We start from the raw sequence: 16,400 nt of genomic DNA, 5'->3' as shown, positions 1-16,400 counted from the left end.
TTAGCGATGGGAGGCAGTGGTCAGAGCCTGGGGCGTATGCACTATTTTGGTGCGAGTCTCTTTGTTGCACTATTTTTGATCTATTTTGAAGGAGAGTTATCCCGTGTCAATTCGTGTTGCCATTCATCACCGTACCGAATATCACTATGATCGGCAGGTAGCCCTCTCGCCCCACCTAGTTCGCCTGCGACCTGCCCCCCACACCCGTACTCCGGTGCACCAGTTTTCGCTGCAAATTGAGCCGCAGGATCACTTCATTAACTGGCAGCAGGATGCCTTTGGCAACTATCTTGCTCGGCTGGTCTTTCCTGAGCCGAGCCGAAAACTGGTGGTCGATGTCAATTTAGTGGTCGATATGGTGACCATTAACCCCTTTGACTTTTTCGTAGAGGAGAGTGCGACCTACCTCCCCTTTAAGTATGAGACGCAGCTCACTAAGGAGCTGACCCCCTACTTTGAGCTGAAAGAGTCGGGGCCGCTGTTAAAACAGCTACTACGACAGATTGAGCAGGCTAACTTCGGTGAAGCGACCACTCGTGCCGAGATGGCGCACCATGCAGCCGCTCATGGCGAGGCGGTCGCTGACTATCAGGGGCCGCATGTGGTTCACTTTCTGGTCGAACTCAACCAGTTTTTACAACAACATATTGACTATACTATTCGCATGGAGCCGGGGGTGCAGCGCTGCGAGGAGACGCTACAGCGGCGACTCGGCTCCTGTCGCGATAGCGGTTGGTTGCTGGTGCAAATATTGCGCCATTTAGGGTTGGCGGCGCGTTTTGTCTCTGGCTATCTGGTGCAGTTAATGGCCGATCAGCAGGCGCTTGATGGCCCCTCTGGCCCTACGGCCGATTTTACCGATCTTCACGCCTGGGCTGAAGTCTATCTCCCCGGTGCCGGCTGGGTCGGTCTCGATCCCACCTCAGGACTCTTTGCCGGTGAGGGCCATATTCCACTCGCCTGCACCCCCGATCCGATGAGTGCGGCACCGATTACCGGCGCGGTCTCAAAGAGCGAAGTCGAGTTTCGGTTTGTGAACAGCGTCGAGCGGATATTAGAAGATCCAAGAGTCACCAAACCCTATACCGAGTCGCAGTGGCAGGCGATTTTAGCGCTGGGCGAGCAGATCGAGCAGTCACTACAGCAGCATGATGTGCGGCTAACGATGGGCGGTGAGCCGACCTTTGTCTCAATTGACGATATGGAGAGCCCAGAGTGGAATAGTGAGGCGCTAGGCGACCATAAGCTAGAGCGGGCGGGAGTGCTGTTGCGGCGGCTAAAAGCGGCCTTTGGTGACCATGCGGTACTCCACTACGGTCAAGGTAAATGGTATCCGGGGGAGCCGTTACCGCGCTGGGCGCTAACCTGTGCCTGGTTAAAGGGGGGCGAGCCGCTGTGGCATCGGCCAGAGCTGCTAGATCACCCCGACAGTTCGCGCCAATACGATACCCCCGAGGCGGAGCGGCTAATGGCCGCCATCTGTCGCCAGCTAGGGCTCTCTAACGAGAGTGTTAATCCTGCCTACGAAGATAGTCTCTACTACCTCTGGAAGGAGGGAACCTTGCCCGATAATGTCGATATTTTAGATAACCGTCTGGACGATCCGCTGGAGCGGCGGCGGCTACGGCGCATCTTTAGCCAAGGCTTAAATAAAACGGTCGGCTATGTGCTGCCGCTGGCCTGGGATGAGCGGCGTGGTAGCTGGCACAGCTCACCTTGGCAGCTACGGCGTGACAAACTATTTTTAATTCCCGGCGATTCGCCGCTAGGGTATCGCCTGCCGCTCGACTCGCTGCTGTGGCAACCGTCATCGGAGCGTCATCAAATCGTGGCACGCGATCCGTTCGATGAACCAGCCCCGCTACAGAGGGGACAGCGTCGGGTCGAGATAGTTCGAGGGCAGGCCGTGATGCGACAGATGCCGCAGTCACTGCCAGAGTCAGAGTCAGAGTCAGCGCCTAAGAGGCCGGCGTTGGAGCAAAAACCGCTACGAACCGCCCTCTGCATCGAACCACGCCAGGGGCATCTCTATCTCTTTCTCCCCCCTCTAGTCGAGCTCTGCCACTATATCGATCTGCTCAACGCTATCGAAGCGGCAGCGTTAGAGTGTGGGGTAGTGCTGATTCTGGAGGGGTATGAGCCGCCACACGATGATCGACTGCTGCGCTTTAAGGTGACCCCAGACCCTGGCGTGATTGAGGTCAATATCCATCCAGCGGACAACTGGCAGCAGTTAGTGGCCAATACCGAAACGCTCTACGAAGAGGCGCGACAGGCACGGTTAGGGACTGAGAAGTTTATGCTCGATGGTCGCCACAGCGGTACCGGCGGCGGTAACCATGTCACCCTTGGTGGCCGGAGTGCCGCCGATAGCCCAGTGCTGCGACGGCCACAGCTACTCAAGAGCCTCATCGGTTACTGGCAGAGCCATCCGGCCCTCTCCTACCTCTTTTCGGGACTCTTTATCGGCCCGACCTCACAGGCACCGAGGGTCGATGAGGCGCGAGATGATGCTCTCTATGAGCTCAATATCGCCTTTAACGAGCTAGAGCGGGCCGAGCCGCCGATGCCGTGGGTCGTTGATCGTAGCCTGCGCCACCTTCTGACCGATCTAACGGGTAATACCCACCGCGCCGAGTTCTGTATCGATAAGCTCTACTCACCGGAGGGGGTGCAGGGGCGGTTAGGGCTGGTCGAGTTTCGCGGTTTTGAGATGCCGCCCCACTACCGTATGAGTGTGGTGCAGATGTTGCTGTTACGGGCGCTGATTGATCGTTTCTGGCAGGTACCATGGCCCCATAGACCGGTTCGTTGGGGCACCGAACTGCACGATCGCTTTATGCTGCCGCACTATATTGAGCGCGACATGGAGGATGTGATGGAGGATCTAAATCGGGCCGGCTATCGGTTTGATAAGGGGTGGTTAGCGCCATTTATCGAATTTAGATTTCCCCGTTACGGCACCTTGAATGTCGATGATATTGAGCTGGAGCTACGATTTGCGATCGAGCCTTGGCATGTGCTGGGGGAGGAGATGAGCGCACTAGGGACTTCTCGTTATGTGGACTCCTCGGTAGAGCGGTTACAGGTTAAGGTGACCGGTTTGACCGAATCGAGACACATTGTCACCTGTAACGGCCGCCGACTACCGCTACGAAATACCGGCACTCGGGGGGAGTTTGTGGCCGGTGTACGCTATAAAGCGTGGCAGCCCCCTTCGGGTCTCCACCCGACTATCGCCCCCCACACGCCACTGGTCTTTGACATTATCGATGGCTGGAACCTACGCTCTATCGGTGGCTGCACCTACCATGTTGCTCACCCGGGCGGTCGCAGCCACGATGCTTTTCCAGTGAATGCGAACGAGGCTGAAGCGAGACGCTTAGCTCGCTTTACCCGCCACGGCTTTAGCGGTGGTAAGGTGGAGGTGGTCGATGAGCCGCCTAACCCCGATTTTCCGTGGACTTTGGATTTGCGTCGTTAACTGTGTAGAGCTAAATTTTAGAGAGCAACCTGATGAATTCTATCAATTTTGAGCGCCACGGAGATAAAGAGAACTCCGACTTTTTCGAAGAGTATCTGCAACGACTACTAGAGGAGCGTGATCGAACCGAACTGACCGCCATGATTGGCCAAATTGAGGCGCTGATGATTACCGTCGATCCAGATCACTCTATCCGCTATGTTGGCGAGCTCTGCTTCATGACCCCTTACCACTATCTGGTGACTTTAGAGAGCGAATCGCACTGGACTCATATTTTGCGTATCGACATGGATTCGCCCGATATTTTGGTGCGAGAGGTCAAAGATCCGAACACACGGGGGATATTTCGTAGCCTAAATGAGGTCTATCCGATTGGCGCGAATAGACCGAATAGCCGCTATATGGGAGAGATTTTACGGGTAGAGCATCAGAGCGATGTGGTGAAGCGACAGCAGGAGCGGCAGTTTCGCTTCTTCTCCCAAAACGATATTCGCCACCTAGAGCTGCCCGGAAATATGGCGATTAGCAAGCCCTCCCCCTACACCCACAATATTATCGCCTATATGGAGCGGCCGCAGGATCAGCTTCGCATCTATTCGCTCGGGATATCCAATATTCGCGACGATGTACAACAGGCGTATGAACAGGCGAAGGCGCTACAGCAGCAGTTAGGGATTGAGGGGCTCTTAACGCCGATTGATCATCTAGCGACTCGAATTTATAGCCAGAATCGAGAGAACGCGATTTTAGAGTGGCTATCGCTCTCTAGCTACTACTACTGGGGCTCTTACGATATTAAAGACCAAAACTCATCGACCAATGTGACTAAAAGTGTCCACTTTAGTGATGAGGCGAGAAGTCCCGCCAAGGTCTTTACCGCCAACAATACCCCCTATTTTGTTAACCACCTCGAACAGCTCCCCTCCCCTACCGAGACCTTTGTCCGTAACTACGGCCCACGGCTACACCATATCGCCATCGGAGTCAATGATGGCGAACAAAATGGGGTGGAGAATATCGACTATGTCGTGCAGGCGATTGCGGCTCAAGGAAAGACATTTCTACTCGATGTGATAGGCTCTCGTGAGGAGGGGATTAAGCAGATCTTCTCTGGAGCCTCAGAGCACTCTTCGCTGATTATTGAGTATGTGCAGCGCTACGGCGACTTTGACGGCTTTTTCACCAAAGATAATGTGGCCGAACTGACCCATGCGGCCGGGGTAGAGGAGGAGCTGCTGTTGATGCAGCAGCAGGCGCAAGGGGGCTCATCGGTCTGAGGAGCTCGCCTTGTTAATTGCTCTTAGGCTGCGGCAGTGGCAGGGGGGGTTACCAGTAGTGGATGGAGCTAGGTTGTTGCCGCTTCTGCTGTTGGGCCTGTTCCAGATAGCGCTGCTCTTCGGACGCCACCTGCTGCTGCATCTGCGGTTCAATGCGGCGCATATAGACCGAAAAATCGCTCCAGTGGAAGTAGATCATGCGGCCATAATTCCCCCCTAGACTGGAGGCGATTAGGGGGATTCGCTCGAAACGGAGAAATTCGACTGCAAAATCGATATTGGCCTCACCAATATTGAAGTGGTTGGCCTGAATGACCTGCCCTCCGCCAAAGGCTTTGGCTTGTAGGTTCTGTTTTCGTGCCCCCATGCGCATCATGCGGTTGATTAATAGCTCCATCGCCTGAATGCCGTAGCGTCCCATCTCATCTTGAAGAAGATCGTGGGGGTTGGTGCAGGTGCGGTTAAAAGCGAGTAGAAAGTGGTTCATGCCGATCACTCGCTCTACCTGATCAAACAGGCAGACGGCGACACAAGAGCCGAGCAGGGTCGAGATGATTGAAGGCTCACGGCAGACATAGTACTCCCCTGGGTCGATGACTATCTTCTTAGTAGTCGCTTCGTCAATAATGCGCATGGGTATCCTGTTGGTAATGGAACGGGCTATTATGCCATCAATTTTTTGCTCGGTGGTAAGAGAATGGTGGCAATGAGGGTCACTCTCTGCTGTACTAACCTTGCAAGAGCCGTTATAATCGCGCCCTCAATCAAGCTCAACCCCTTAAGGGGCATGGCCCAGGTGGCGAAATAGGTAGACGCAAGGGACTTAAAATCCCTCGGTTATTGCAACCGTGCCGGTTCGATTCCGGCCCTGGGCACCAGTTAAAACAAAGGCTTACCGTATGGTGAGCCTTTTGTCGTTTTAGGCGGGTTTTTCCGGGTCAATGCCGGGTCAAGATTGCCGGGGAATTTGGGGGAGTTTGAGGGAGTTTTCGGCGCAACAGCCTCCGGTACCCCAGATAAACTGAAACGGCGCTTCAGGATCGTCACCGGTTAAGGTCGCTAACTTACGCGCTAGCTGCCGGGGGCCTTGTTCATCTCTTCGTCAGCTCCTCTCCACCCCTCCCCGCTGGGGGAGGCGAAAAGGGGAGGCGAGGGAGTCATGCCTCATGAGGGTGACGAGACGATGAACAAAGCCTGGGTTTCGTAGGGGCGGGTTTGAAACCCGCCCCTACACGCCGTGGATTACCGGAAAAAAGGGTCGTCTAAAAAGCACGGTTTGAATCACGCACCTCTATGGTTACAAGTTGCGGTAAACCTCTCTGCGGTGTGCAACTCGGATAATCTCAATAATTAGTTGCTGGTTTTCGATGGTATAGATAATCCGGTAATCGCCTTGCCTGACTCGGTAATTATTATCTCTGCCCGTCAGTTTCTTGTGACCGTTAGGGAGCGGGTTGGTTTGTAGTGCATTTATTGTAGTGATAATTTTGGCTATATCGGCTTTCGGGAGTCTCTTTAACTCCTTTTTGGCCCGGTTGTGCCAGCAAAGATTATAAAAGGCCATTGGCTTTTAACTCTGCAATCACTTCTTCATGGGGAATAGTGGGTTCCCCTTTTTGGTCAGCTATTGCAGCCAAATCTTCCAAATCCTCCAGCAGTTCTTCGTAATCCTCAATGGAGAGAATAACCGACACTCTTTCGCCTGCTGCGTTAACGATAAATTGTGGTTGTGCCTGCATAGTTGCGCCTTCTGTGTGTTTCGGGGAGTCTCTGGTCGTTATTTTAGCCCCTTTGTTGGATTTGCACCACATTAGCACCGGGGTTCACTCGCGCCACAAGGTAGGCGCTGCTTTTCTCTATGGTTCAATATGCGTGAGGTGAACAGACGACTCAGCAACTGACCGAGTTTATTAAATTGCCCACCTCATCCTAGCATAAACGGTGCAAGTGTCAGGTAGAGGATTAACCCGATAGCTAACCAGATAGCAATAAAGGGGACTGGCGCTGCCCGAAAACGGGTCAGCCAGCTCTCATCTTCTCGATTTCGGTATTGCTGGCGCACCTCTTCGCGGTAGCGCTTTTCGAACGCCTCCACTATCTTAAGTGCCTCGGGATAGTCTCTGTTATCGCGTAGCCAGATGGCGGCTAGAGAGATCCCCCAATGGCCACTGTGAGTCTCATAGTAGTCGATTCCCGCTTCATCGAGCTGGCGGCGTAGCTGTTCGCCCTCCTCAGGCTCTGCCCGCTGCAACGAATAGAGTTTTATCGCCATGCGCCCTCGCCTATCCTCGCGGGTGGTGCTCTTTGTGCAGCTGCTGCAGACGATGGTTAGCCACATGGGTATAGATTTGGGTCGTCGTCAAACTGCTGTGGCCTAGTAGTAACTGTACTACCCTTAGATCGGCCCCATGATTTAGCAGATGGGTTGCAAAGGCGTGGCGCATCGTGTGGGGAGAGAGCGATTTAGCTATGCCAGCTACTACCGCATAGTGTTTGATATGTTGCCAAAAAGCTTGTCGGGTAATGGCGGTGCCGCGTGAACTTGGAAATAGGGTATGGTTCGGGGTGTGGTGCCGTAATAGTGCCGGTCGTCCTTGGCGCAGATAGCGCTCTAGCCACTCTAGCGCCTCCTCTCCTAGGGGGACAATACGCTCTTTATTCCCTTTGCCTACCACTTGGACGACGCCTTGGTTGAGGCTTAGCATCGGCAGCCGCATCGATACGAGCTCGGTTACCCGTAGGCCGGTTGCATAGAGTAGCTCTAGCATCGCTCGATCTCTGAGTCCGTGTGGCGTTGTCGTGTCGGGAGCCTCAATGAGTGCCTCGACCTCCTGTTCAGAGAGGGTTTTTGGTAGGGGCTTGCCAAGTTTAGGCTGCTCTAGCAGTAGAGTTGGATCGCTCTCTATTAGCTGTTCACGCAGCAGATAGTGGTAGAAGCGTTTTAGGCTGCTAGTTAGGCGAGAGCTGGTTCTTGCTTTAACGCCGCTCTCTATTCGAGAGGCTAGATACTCTCTCACTTCGGTCGCTGTTGCTGCGCCTAGGGTCAACTCTTTTGTCGTTAGCCAACGGTTAAATAGGCGCAGATCGCTGCCATAGGCGGCGATGGAGTTATCGCTTAACCCCTGTTCTAGTTTCAGTACCGTTAAAAATTGTCGCAGCAGCGGATCATCGGTGGTTGTGTTAGCCACGATGCGACTCCCACTGAAGTAGCTGTTGCTTTAATGCCACCTCATCTCCCGCTAACGCCCCCATATAGCCACCGAGCCCACACGAGGCGACGACTCGGTGGCAAGGGATGACTAGCGCTAGTCGATTGGCGCGACAGGCAGCGGCGACCGCTCTGGCCGAGGTGCCTAATTTGGCAGCGATTGCGCCATAGTGACAGGGCTCTCCTGCCGGAATCTGTTGTAGATGCTGCCAGAGTCGCCGCTGAAACGGCGTGCCTTGTAATCGGTAAGGGGCCTCTAACAGTGCTTGGTGTTCGCCCTTAAAGTAGGCCGCTAACCAAGGGGGAGGAGCGCTATTCGCTAGCTGTTGACGACACCACTCTATTTGCTCTATTTCGTCATTTGACCACTGTAGGCTCAGTTGCCATGGGGTAAAGGGGGTGTGACAGATCTCATATCTCATTCGACTATTGGCCCTTTTCGAGGTTAAGTTTGAGCCGTTGCTGCTGTAGCTGTTTGAGCTCTTGCTGCACAATCTGCCGCTGTGGCTCAGTGTCAGCTAGTGTTAGTAGCTGCTGTAGTAGCTGCTCGGCATCCTCTAGTAGCTGCGCTTGGCGTAGCATCTGTGCCGCACGATAGCGAGCCGTCTGTCCCCACATATCGTCCCTCTCACTCATACCGTTAAAAGCCGCAGAGTGTAGATAGGCGGCTGCGGCGAGCAGCGGCTCATTGAGGGCAGCGTGAGCATCGCCCAACCAGAAGTGGTATTCGCGTTGTCGTTTAGGATCGGGGATCTGCTCTTTTAGCTGATAGAGCAGTGTCAATGTCGCCTCGGGTGCCTGCTCCTGTAGCTCAAAGAGTAGCTGCATCAGCCGATCATAACTCTCGTTATCACCCTTAGGGAGTGAGGGTAGCAGTTTAAGTAGTAGCTGTTTGGCCTCTTCTGGCCGTTGTAGTTGTACGGCTAGTCGAATACGGTAGAGCAGGGTGGTTAGCTTGATCGACGCCCCCGACTCGGGGGCAAGTTCTGTCAATAGTTGGTCGGCGAGCGGTAGCTGCTGCTGTGAAAGTGCCGCATCGATGAGTTGTCGCTGTAGTGCGGAGGTTAACCACGGCTGCCTCTGGTGTTGGTAGAGATAGATAAGTAGCGGATCTCCGAAGGGAGAGTGTTGTAACTGCTGCAATAGCTCAAAACCGGCACGCTGGCGTAGCCTCTCATCGGTCGAGTTTAGCAGTAGCCAGAGATAGAGAGCACGGGAGGTGATACCTTGCTGCGCTTTAGCTAGTCGTAACCATGCTCGATCATCGCCCACTAATAGCTGCTGTTCGTTGGCGACTATTTCGGCGTAGGTAAGGTAGCTCTGCCATAGGCTATCGTTACTCATGCCGACCCAGCGCCGCTCCCTCTCATCCGGCCAGCCGAGGGTAAGGAGCTGCTCCTGTGCCTCAATCGCTATTCGATAGCTATCGGTGAGAGTGGCCGTCATCGCTAATAGCAGCAGATCACGGCGCTGCAGGCGCGGCTCACGCGGTTGTTTGAGGCGGGAGGTGAGGCTCGCTAGCCGTTGTGGTAGCTGGTGGCGCTGTTGTAGGGTAATGATCTCACCCCAAAAGCGGAGCTCTTCACTCAGATCACGCCGAGTCGCTTGTAGTTGCCATAGCTGCTCAGCTAGCTCTAGATGGTTATTCGTGAGCAGTACCTCCAGTTGCAGTGTCAATTCGGCATCGCTTAAACCGTAGTCGAGTTGATAACGGCGTAGTGCTGCTAGTGCGGAGAGGGTGTGCCCCTGCTGTAGATAGATATCGATTAGTAACCGTCGCCAGCGCTGTAGCTCTGTTGTGGTCGGTTGAGGCTGTGATTGCCAGATCTCCGCTGTCACCAGCCGATAGGCCTGCTGCGGCTGCTGCTGTTGCAGTAAGGCGAAGGCCAAATCGAACCGCTGCGCTACGGTGCGCCGCTGCTGAATCGCGCTCGGGTAGAGCCGATGTCGCTCAATGAGCTGCGGCCACAACTGTAGCTGCTGGTAGAGGGCTAGCCGCTGCTGCTCCCACAACCACCACTGCTCTGGCGAGCTCTCATCGTTAAGTGAGGGCTGATGTTGCTCTAGCAGAGCGAGTGCTAGCTGAGGTAGCTGCTGCTGTTGTAGCGCCTCAATCCGCTGTAATGAGAGGGCATAGCCGTTAAAAGCGGCGCTATATAAGAGCAAAAAAGGCAGTAAGCGGCACCCTTGGATGAGAATGCCGCTCGCGCAAGAGAGTGGCCGCCACAACACGGCCATACTATTTAGCGGCGCAGCTTCTCTTTAATCCGCGCCGACTTGCCGGAGCGGTTACGCAGATAGTAGAGTTTAGCGCGGTTAACATCACCACGACGCTTCACCTCAATGGAGGCAATGAGTGGGCTGTGGGTCTGAAATACCCGCTCAACCCCCTCACCATGGGAGATCTTCCTAACGGTAAAGGCGGAGTTAAGGCCACGATTGCGAATGGCAATCACCACCCCCTCAAAGGCTTGTAGCCGTTCACGGCTGCCCTCACGCACCCGTACCTGTACTGATATGGTATCACCGGGGGTAAACTCAGGGAGCTCTGCTTTCAGTTGCTCGGCTTCAAGTTGTTGAATAATTGTACTCATGTGTGCTGTTCCATTGTCGTCAAACGGTTGAGAGAGTGCGACACGAACCCTTCGGCCGCTACCCAGAGTGAAAAATTGGCGGCATTATACACATCTGCCGCATAAAATCATCCTTTTTTATCTGTCTGTTGCAGTAACTGCTGCTCCTCTAAGCTTAGTGATCGCTGCTGTAGCAGATCGGGCCGTCTCACTGAGGTTCGCAGCAGCGACTGCTGCAATCTCCAACGAGCGATCTCCTGATGGTTACCGCCTCGTAACACCGGCGGCACCGTTAGCCCCTGATAGGAGTCGGGTCGGGTATAGTGGGGGTAGTCGAGCAGCCCCTCGCTGAATGAGTCCTGCGCTGCCGACTCCTCATGCCCTAGCGCTCCTGGCAGCAGCCGAATGATTGCATCCATCACCACCATGACCGCTAGCTCCCCCCCGCTGAGAACATAGTCCCCTAGCGACAGCTCGCAATCGATCTCTAGCTGTAGTAGCCGCTCATCGATCCCCTCATAGCGCCCCGCGACCAGAATGAGCTGTGGATAGCGGCACAACTGCGCCACCCGCTGCTGAGTCAGCCGCTCCCCTTGGGGTGAGAGAGCCACCACTAGCGTCTGTTCAGTCACCACAGCCGCTCTAGCGGCCTGAATCGCCCGCTGTAGCGGCTCAATGCGCATCACCATCCCCGGCCCGCCACCGTAGGGGCGATCATCCACTGTGCGGTGGCGATCAGTGGTAAAATCTCGCGGGTTCCAGAGGTGACACTCGCATAGCTGGCGCTGTAACGCCCGAGCCGTAATACCCGACTCGGTCACCGCCGCAAACATCTGCGGAAACAGGGTAACGATATCGAAGCGCACTAAACCTAAAGCAGCCTAAGCGAGAGGGGGCGAGCGTCAGTCAGCGTCTAGCTCCCAATCGACCTCAAGACGATTTAGCTCAAGATCGATAGCGGTAATCACCTGTTCAGGAAGGTAGGGGATCAATAGCTCGCCGCCACGCCCATCTTTGATAACCAGTACATCATTCGCACCGGTCTCAAGCAGGTAGTCCACTCGACCTAACGCCTCGCCCTTAACGGTTACTACCTCAAGGCCGATCAATTGGTGCCAGTAGTACTCCCCTTCAGCTATCGGAGGTAGTGCCGCTGCCGCTACCCGAATATCGCACTGTATCAGCTTAGCGGCGCTATCGCGATCGTCACACCCTTCAAGTCGGGCGATCACCCCTTTACCGTGTTGCTGCCCCTGTAACAGGCGTCGGTACTGCTGCTCGCCGCGGCTATCTTGCAAAATCCACTCAGCGTAGTTGAGTATATTCTGCCGAGGGTGGGTATAGGAGTAGATCTTAACCCAGCCGCGAACCCCATAGAGGCCGTTAATTCGCCCCAAAACGAGTGTCGCGACCAAGTCGCACCTACTCGATTAGGCTGCCACAGCTACGGTTTCTGCGTCGGCTTCGGCGTCCGCTGCCGCGATTTCGGCGCTGCTGCTCTGCTTCATGATGCTAGCGACACGGTCGGTCATCTTAGCGCCATTGCCAACCCAGTAATCCACTCGGTTACGATCGATGCGCAGCTCCTCCTCACCACCGGTCGCCCGAGGGTTAAAAAAGCCGAGCCGTTCGATAAAACGGCCATCGCGCCGATTACGACTATCGGTAACAATAATGTTGTAGAAAGGGCGCTTTTTAGCGCCACCGCGTGAAAGACGAATTGTAACCATCGTTGCCTCGTAAAATTAAAACTAATGCCAGATTAAGCGAACCGGCGATTATACGCATGGCATCGCCGTTTGGATAGTCCCCATCCCCTAAAATTGCCCCATGGCTACCCCGGCTAGCCAGAGTTTTCCTATCGTATGGAGCAGGAACTGCTCATCATCACTACTTTCATATCGGGTTCGTAGCGAGGGTAGATTGACCTTGTGGGCGAGCTGTTTGGCCGCCGGATGTTGTAGCATAAAGCTGCCTAGACTGACCCCCGGGCCAACCTCCAGAAAGAGGCGCCGCCGTGCCCCTTGGAGGGCATCTGGCGCTAATAGCCGTCCCATCCCCTCGGCAAATCGTACCGTCTGCCAGGTGTGTCTTGCCCAGTAGTCGGGGGAGGTCGCCTCTGCTGCGCTAATCCAGTCGCCGCTGAGATTAGAGAGGTAGGGGAGAGTCGGTGGCTGTAGGGTAAACTCGCTCACTAGCTCCACTAGCGGCTGCTGTAGCGGCTGTAGCATGGTCGAGTGAAACGCATGGCTACTTGGCAGTTTGCGGCTGATAATCTCCTGCTGCTGTAACTGCTGCTGTAGTGCCTCGATTGCCGCGACAGGCCCCGCCGCAACGGCTTGGGTTGGTGTGCTGAGGATCGCTAGCGATAACTCATCACCGAGCAGCGGTGCTAGCCTCTCCTCTGTTAACGGGACTGCCAGCATCGCCCCCGGTTCGATCGTCTCAATTAACTGTGCCCGGCGGGTAATGAGACGCAGCGCATCGGCCACTGTCATTACCCCAGAGAGGACGGCGGCGCTATACTCTCCGATGCTGTAGCCTATCATCGCTACCGGTTTAACGCCGCGCTGTAGCCATAACTGGCCTAAAGCGTACTCGATGATAAATACCAGTGGCTGGCTATGCAGTGTCTGGTTGAGCCGTTCGGTCTCGGCATCCACCGCCCCGCCCCGCCCTAGCATCGCTTTAAGGTCAAATGTCGGTGTTGCCTCTGCTGCACTCGGCCTCTCTTTTTGTGGCGGATAGAGCACTTGGCGCAGATCGACCCCGAGCAGCGGCTCTACCAGATCGCAGCACTCATCGATGGCGTGTTTAAAGACCGGTTCACTCTGATAGAGCCCTTTGCCCATGTGTAGATAGTGATCTCCTACACCGGGGAACATCATGACGACAGCGGGGCTCTCTCCCGCGCACTCGGCCTCTAGCAGGCGTTTGCCATCTTGTTGTTGTAGTCGCTCCACCGCCTCTTGCGGTTGACGGTAGCTGACCACTAGCCGCTGCTCGCGAGTGGCCGGTCGGCCTAACTGCCGACAGCTCTGTTGTTGCAGTGGCTCTGGCGAGTGCTGTAACTGCTCAATGAGCTCGGTTTGGGTCGCCGCGAGCGCCGGTTTGTCGGCGGCGCTAACCGCGAGTAGGTGCCATGGGCCACTGCGGCATACGGCTATCTTGTCGGCCGTCTTATCTGTCATCTCGCTGTGGTGAGGTTTAACTGAGCGAGCCTGTAGCTGCTGTAGGGTCTGGAGCTGCTGTGCAACTAGGGTATCAACCGTTTCGGCGGCTAACTGTAGCTGTTGCGCCATCATGCGGCTTAGGGCACTCTCGTTCACCGTATGCTCTGTGTGCTCTACGGCTGGTGAGGTGGGTTGTGGCTGTGGTTGTGGCTGTGGCTGTGGCTGTGGCTGTGGTTGTGGTTGTGGTTGTGCTGGCGCTGTTGCTGATTCTAGCCAGTAGCGCCGCGTCTGAAATGGATAGGTGGGCAGGGTGAGCCACTGTCGCGAATAGTCACTGTCAAAGGCCTGCCAACGAATCTCTGCACCCGCCCGATAGAGTGTTGCGAGCGCGTTTAGCAGCGAAGACCACAGCTCGTTGCTATTAAGTTGGCCACTATCGAAGCGATAGAGTAGCCGTGCTGCGGCTGCAGCGCTTAGGCGTGGCATCGGCGAGCAGAGCAGTAGATGGTCGGCTTCCAGCTCGGCCCACTGCGATGGCTCCGCGCCACTGAAACGGTTTAACCGCTCGCCAGCGGCATCGAACATCGATAGAGTCGCCCGTTGCAGTGGCGCGGCGGCTCCCCCTTTTAACATCGCAAAGGCAGCTTCGGCCGATAGCGCTCCGGCCACCACGGCACTGGCTAGCCGACCGCTATGCCCCCCCCCTTGTACCCAACTGAGTGAGACCCCCCAGTGTTGCCATAGATCGGCCCACATCAGCGCTAGCGCTAGCTCGGCTGCTGGATGGGGAGGCGACTGTTGTACCATCGGTGTCAAATCGACCCCGGCTAGCTGACTATAGTGCTCCAGTCGGCGAGCCATAAACGGCAGGGTATGCAGTAGCGGCTCTATCGGCGTTAAACCGCCAGCGATAATCGCCCCTACCCGCACCTGAACCCCGCGTTCAACTCGGGTGCCGCACCAGCTCTCATCGCTCGTTGCCGCTAGCGCGGTTAACTGTTGTATCAGTGCGGTACGATCCTCTCCCACCACGACCGCCCGCTCACTAAGGTGGCTGCGGCCACAGTTAGCGCTGTAGCAGAAGTCGGCCACAGAGGGGGTCTGCTCTAGCGCCTTAGCGTAGCGAGTCGCTAACTGCCGTAGCGCCTGCCGATGGTGAGCCGACAGCGTTAACAGGTGTTGCGGCCGCTCTGCGTGACCGGCCCTCTCGCTTATCTGCCGCGTCGCGGCCTCCTCTAGCACCAGATGGCCATTCGTACCGCTAAGCCCGAAGGAGCTAACACCGGCGCGTCGTGGCTGACCCTCCGCTCGCAGCGACCAAGTTTCGACGGCGGTCGGTACCTTAACGGCAAAGCCCTGCCACGGAATTTTAGGGCTAGGGGTCACAAAGTTGAGGTTAGGGATAATCTGTTTTCGTTGCAGCATGAGGACTGTCTTAATGAGACCGGCCATCGCCGCTGCGGCGTTGAGGTGGCCGATATTACTCTTAACGGCGCCGATGATCAGGGGGTGCGCCTCACTTCGTCCCCCAAAGACCGCCTTGAGCGCTCCGACCTCAATCGGATCACCGAGCTGGGTGCCGGTACCGTGGGTTTCGATATAGTCGATCGTATCCGCCTCGACACCGGCTCGCGCTAGCGCTTGACGAATGAGCGCCTCTTGGGCCGCCTCATTCGGTACCGTTAGCCCCCCAGAGGCGCCGTCATGATTAATCGCACTGCCACGAATGAGGGCTAAAATAGGTCGCCCCTCCCGTTCGGCATCGCTTAACCGTTGCAGTATCACGACGCCGGCCCCCTCTCCTAGGACAAAACCGTTCGCTTTCGCATCAAAACTGAAGCAGTGCCCATCGGGGGAGAACGATTGGGTGCGCGAGAAGAAGATCTGCATCGGCGGGGTTAAGTTGAGCTGCACGCCAGCGGCCACCGCCAGATGACACTCTCGTTGCTGTAGTGCGGTCACTGCCTGATGCAGTGCGACGAGGGAGGAGGAGCAGGCGGTATCACAGGTGGCCACTGGGCCGTTAAAGCCGAACTGGTAAGCTAGCCTGCCGGAGGCAAAACAGCCGCCGTTACCGGTACCGCTGTAGGCGCTAATGTCGTCGGGATTGCCGTTTATCTGTAACGAGCCGTAGTCATTTTGGGTCATGCCGACAAACAGACCGGTCAGCGAGCCACGCAGCGATGTCGGTGGAATGTTGGCCCGCTCTAGCGCACTCCAGAGTAGTTGCAGCAAAATGCGCTGGCCCGGATCCATCTGCGCTGCCTCACGGGGCGGAATGCCGAAGAGGGCGGCATCGAACTGATCAACGCCGTCGATAAAGCCGCCATAGCGGGTATTAATCTTACCGGCGGCATTGGGGTTAGGATCAAACCACTGCGTTAAGTCCCAGCGCTCTGGGGGCACCTCGGTCACGGCATCTTGCCGATGGTAGAGTAGCTCCCAAAACGCCTCCAAATTAGGTGCCTGCGGAAAACGGCACTCCATTCCTACAATCGCAATCGGCTCGGGGCGCTGTTGCTCGGCGCTGTTAAGTTTGGCGCGTAGCTCTTTGATGACTAGGGCCGCTCGCTGTAGCGGGGTTAAATTAGCAGGTATTGACTGTTCGGTGGCCACGAAGGGTTGACTCCTTAAAAAACGGTTCGAAGGGGAGGGGTTACGCTATATCAGTATCTCGTGTCAGTA

General features: G+C 55.9%; 14 protein-coding genes and 1 tRNA gene. 3 read left to right on the top strand and 12 right to left on the bottom strand.

Going from position 1 to position 16,400, the window contains the following annotated elements; translation table 11 throughout:
- The first annotated feature begins 103 nt into the window (after positions 1–103).
- Entirely contained in the window at positions 104–3,484 is a 3,381-nt protein-coding gene (locus D5085_07285; protein QEP42941.1) for a transglutaminase family protein, read from the top strand.
- A 32-nt stretch (positions 3,485–3,516) separates the two neighbouring features.
- Positions 3,517–4,761, top strand: coding sequence for a hypothetical protein (locus D5085_07280; GenBank protein ID QEP42940.1), 1,245 nt, complete (start codon positions 3,517–3,519; stop codon positions 4,759–4,761).
- A 49-nt stretch (positions 4,762–4,810) separates the two neighbouring features.
- Here D5085_07280 and D5085_07275 read toward each other — a convergent pair whose 3' ends face one another.
- Complete coding sequence (locus D5085_07275) at positions 4,811–5,395, bottom strand: chemotaxis protein CheD (protein QEP42939.1); 585 nt, start codon at positions 5,393–5,395, stop codon at positions 4,811–4,813.
- Positions 5,396–5,551: 156 nt separating this feature from the next.
- Between D5085_07275 and D5085_07270 the strand changes: the two genes are divergently transcribed.
- Positions 5,552–5,639 (top strand) — tRNA-Leu (locus tag D5085_07270).
- A gap of 419 nt (positions 5,640–6,058) precedes the next feature.
- Here the strand turns inward: D5085_07270 and D5085_07265 are convergent.
- The 11 genes from D5085_07265 to D5085_07215 form a co-directional block, all read right to left on the bottom strand.
- Positions 6,059–6,325: a type II toxin-antitoxin system RelE/ParE family toxin gene (locus D5085_07265; GenBank protein QEP42938.1), complete on the bottom strand. Its 267-nt coding sequence runs from the start codon at positions 6,323–6,325 to the stop codon at positions 6,059–6,061.
- A complete protein-coding gene (locus D5085_07260) occupies positions 6,312–6,500 on the bottom strand; it encodes a hypothetical protein (protein QEP45086.1) in 189 nt (62 codons plus the stop codon). Before D5085_07260 ends, D5085_07265 begins: the two co-directional genes overlap by 14 nt.
- Positions 6,501–6,685: 185 nt before the next feature.
- Complete coding sequence (locus D5085_07255; GenBank protein QEP42937.1) at positions 6,686–7,033, bottom strand: hypothetical protein; 348 nt, start codon at positions 7,031–7,033, stop codon at positions 6,686–6,688.
- Between the two features lie 10 nt (positions 7,034–7,043).
- Entirely contained in the window at positions 7,044–7,949 is a 906-nt protein-coding gene (xerD, locus tag D5085_07250) for a site-specific tyrosine recombinase XerD (GenBank protein QEP42936.1), read from the bottom strand.
- A complete protein-coding gene (locus D5085_07245; GenBank protein QEP42935.1) occupies positions 7,942–8,391 on the bottom strand; it encodes a methylated-DNA--[protein]-cysteine S-methyltransferase in 450 nt (149 codons plus the stop codon). Before D5085_07245 ends, xerD begins: the two co-directional genes overlap by 8 nt.
- A gap of 4 nt (positions 8,392–8,395) precedes the next feature.
- Positions 8,396–10,207, bottom strand: coding sequence for a hypothetical protein (locus tag D5085_07240; protein QEP42934.1), 1,812 nt, complete (start codon positions 10,205–10,207; stop codon positions 8,396–8,398).
- Between the two features lie 5 nt (positions 10,208–10,212).
- Positions 10,213–10,563, bottom strand: a complete 351-nt coding sequence (locus tag D5085_07235) for a 50S ribosomal protein L19 (protein ID QEP42933.1) — start codon at positions 10,561–10,563, stop codon at positions 10,213–10,215.
- A gap of 107 nt (positions 10,564–10,670) precedes the next feature.
- Positions 10,671–11,408 carry a tRNA (guanosine(37)-N1)-methyltransferase TrmD gene (trmD, locus tag D5085_07230; GenBank protein QEP42932.1) on the bottom strand — a complete coding sequence of 246 codons (738 nt, stop codon included), beginning with the start codon at positions 11,406–11,408 and terminating at the stop codon, positions 10,671–10,673.
- 36 nt (positions 11,409–11,444) lie between these two features.
- Positions 11,445–11,957, bottom strand: a complete 513-nt coding sequence (gene rimM / locus D5085_07225; GenBank protein ID QEP42931.1) for a ribosome maturation factor RimM — start codon at positions 11,955–11,957, stop codon at positions 11,445–11,447.
- 15 nt (positions 11,958–11,972) lie between these two features.
- The gene (locus tag D5085_07220; protein ID QEP42930.1) at positions 11,973–12,272 is read right to left on the bottom strand and encodes a 30S ribosomal protein S16; all 300 of its coding nucleotides are present in this window, start codon (positions 12,270–12,272) and stop codon (positions 11,973–11,975) included.
- Between the two features lie 87 nt (positions 12,273–12,359).
- A complete protein-coding gene (locus D5085_07215; protein ID QEP42929.1) occupies positions 12,360–16,331 on the bottom strand; it encodes an acyltransferase domain-containing protein in 3,972 nt (1,323 codons plus the stop codon).
- Between the last annotated feature and the right edge of the window lie 69 nt (positions 16,332–16,400).

Source organism: Ectothiorhodospiraceae bacterium BW-2 (assembly GCA_008375315.1).
Classification (GTDB): Bacteria; Pseudomonadota; Gammaproteobacteria; order Thiohalomonadales; family Thiohalomonadaceae; genus BW-2.
Note: the sequence above shows the minus strand (reverse complement) of the source record. Positions and strands in the feature narration are given on the sequence as shown.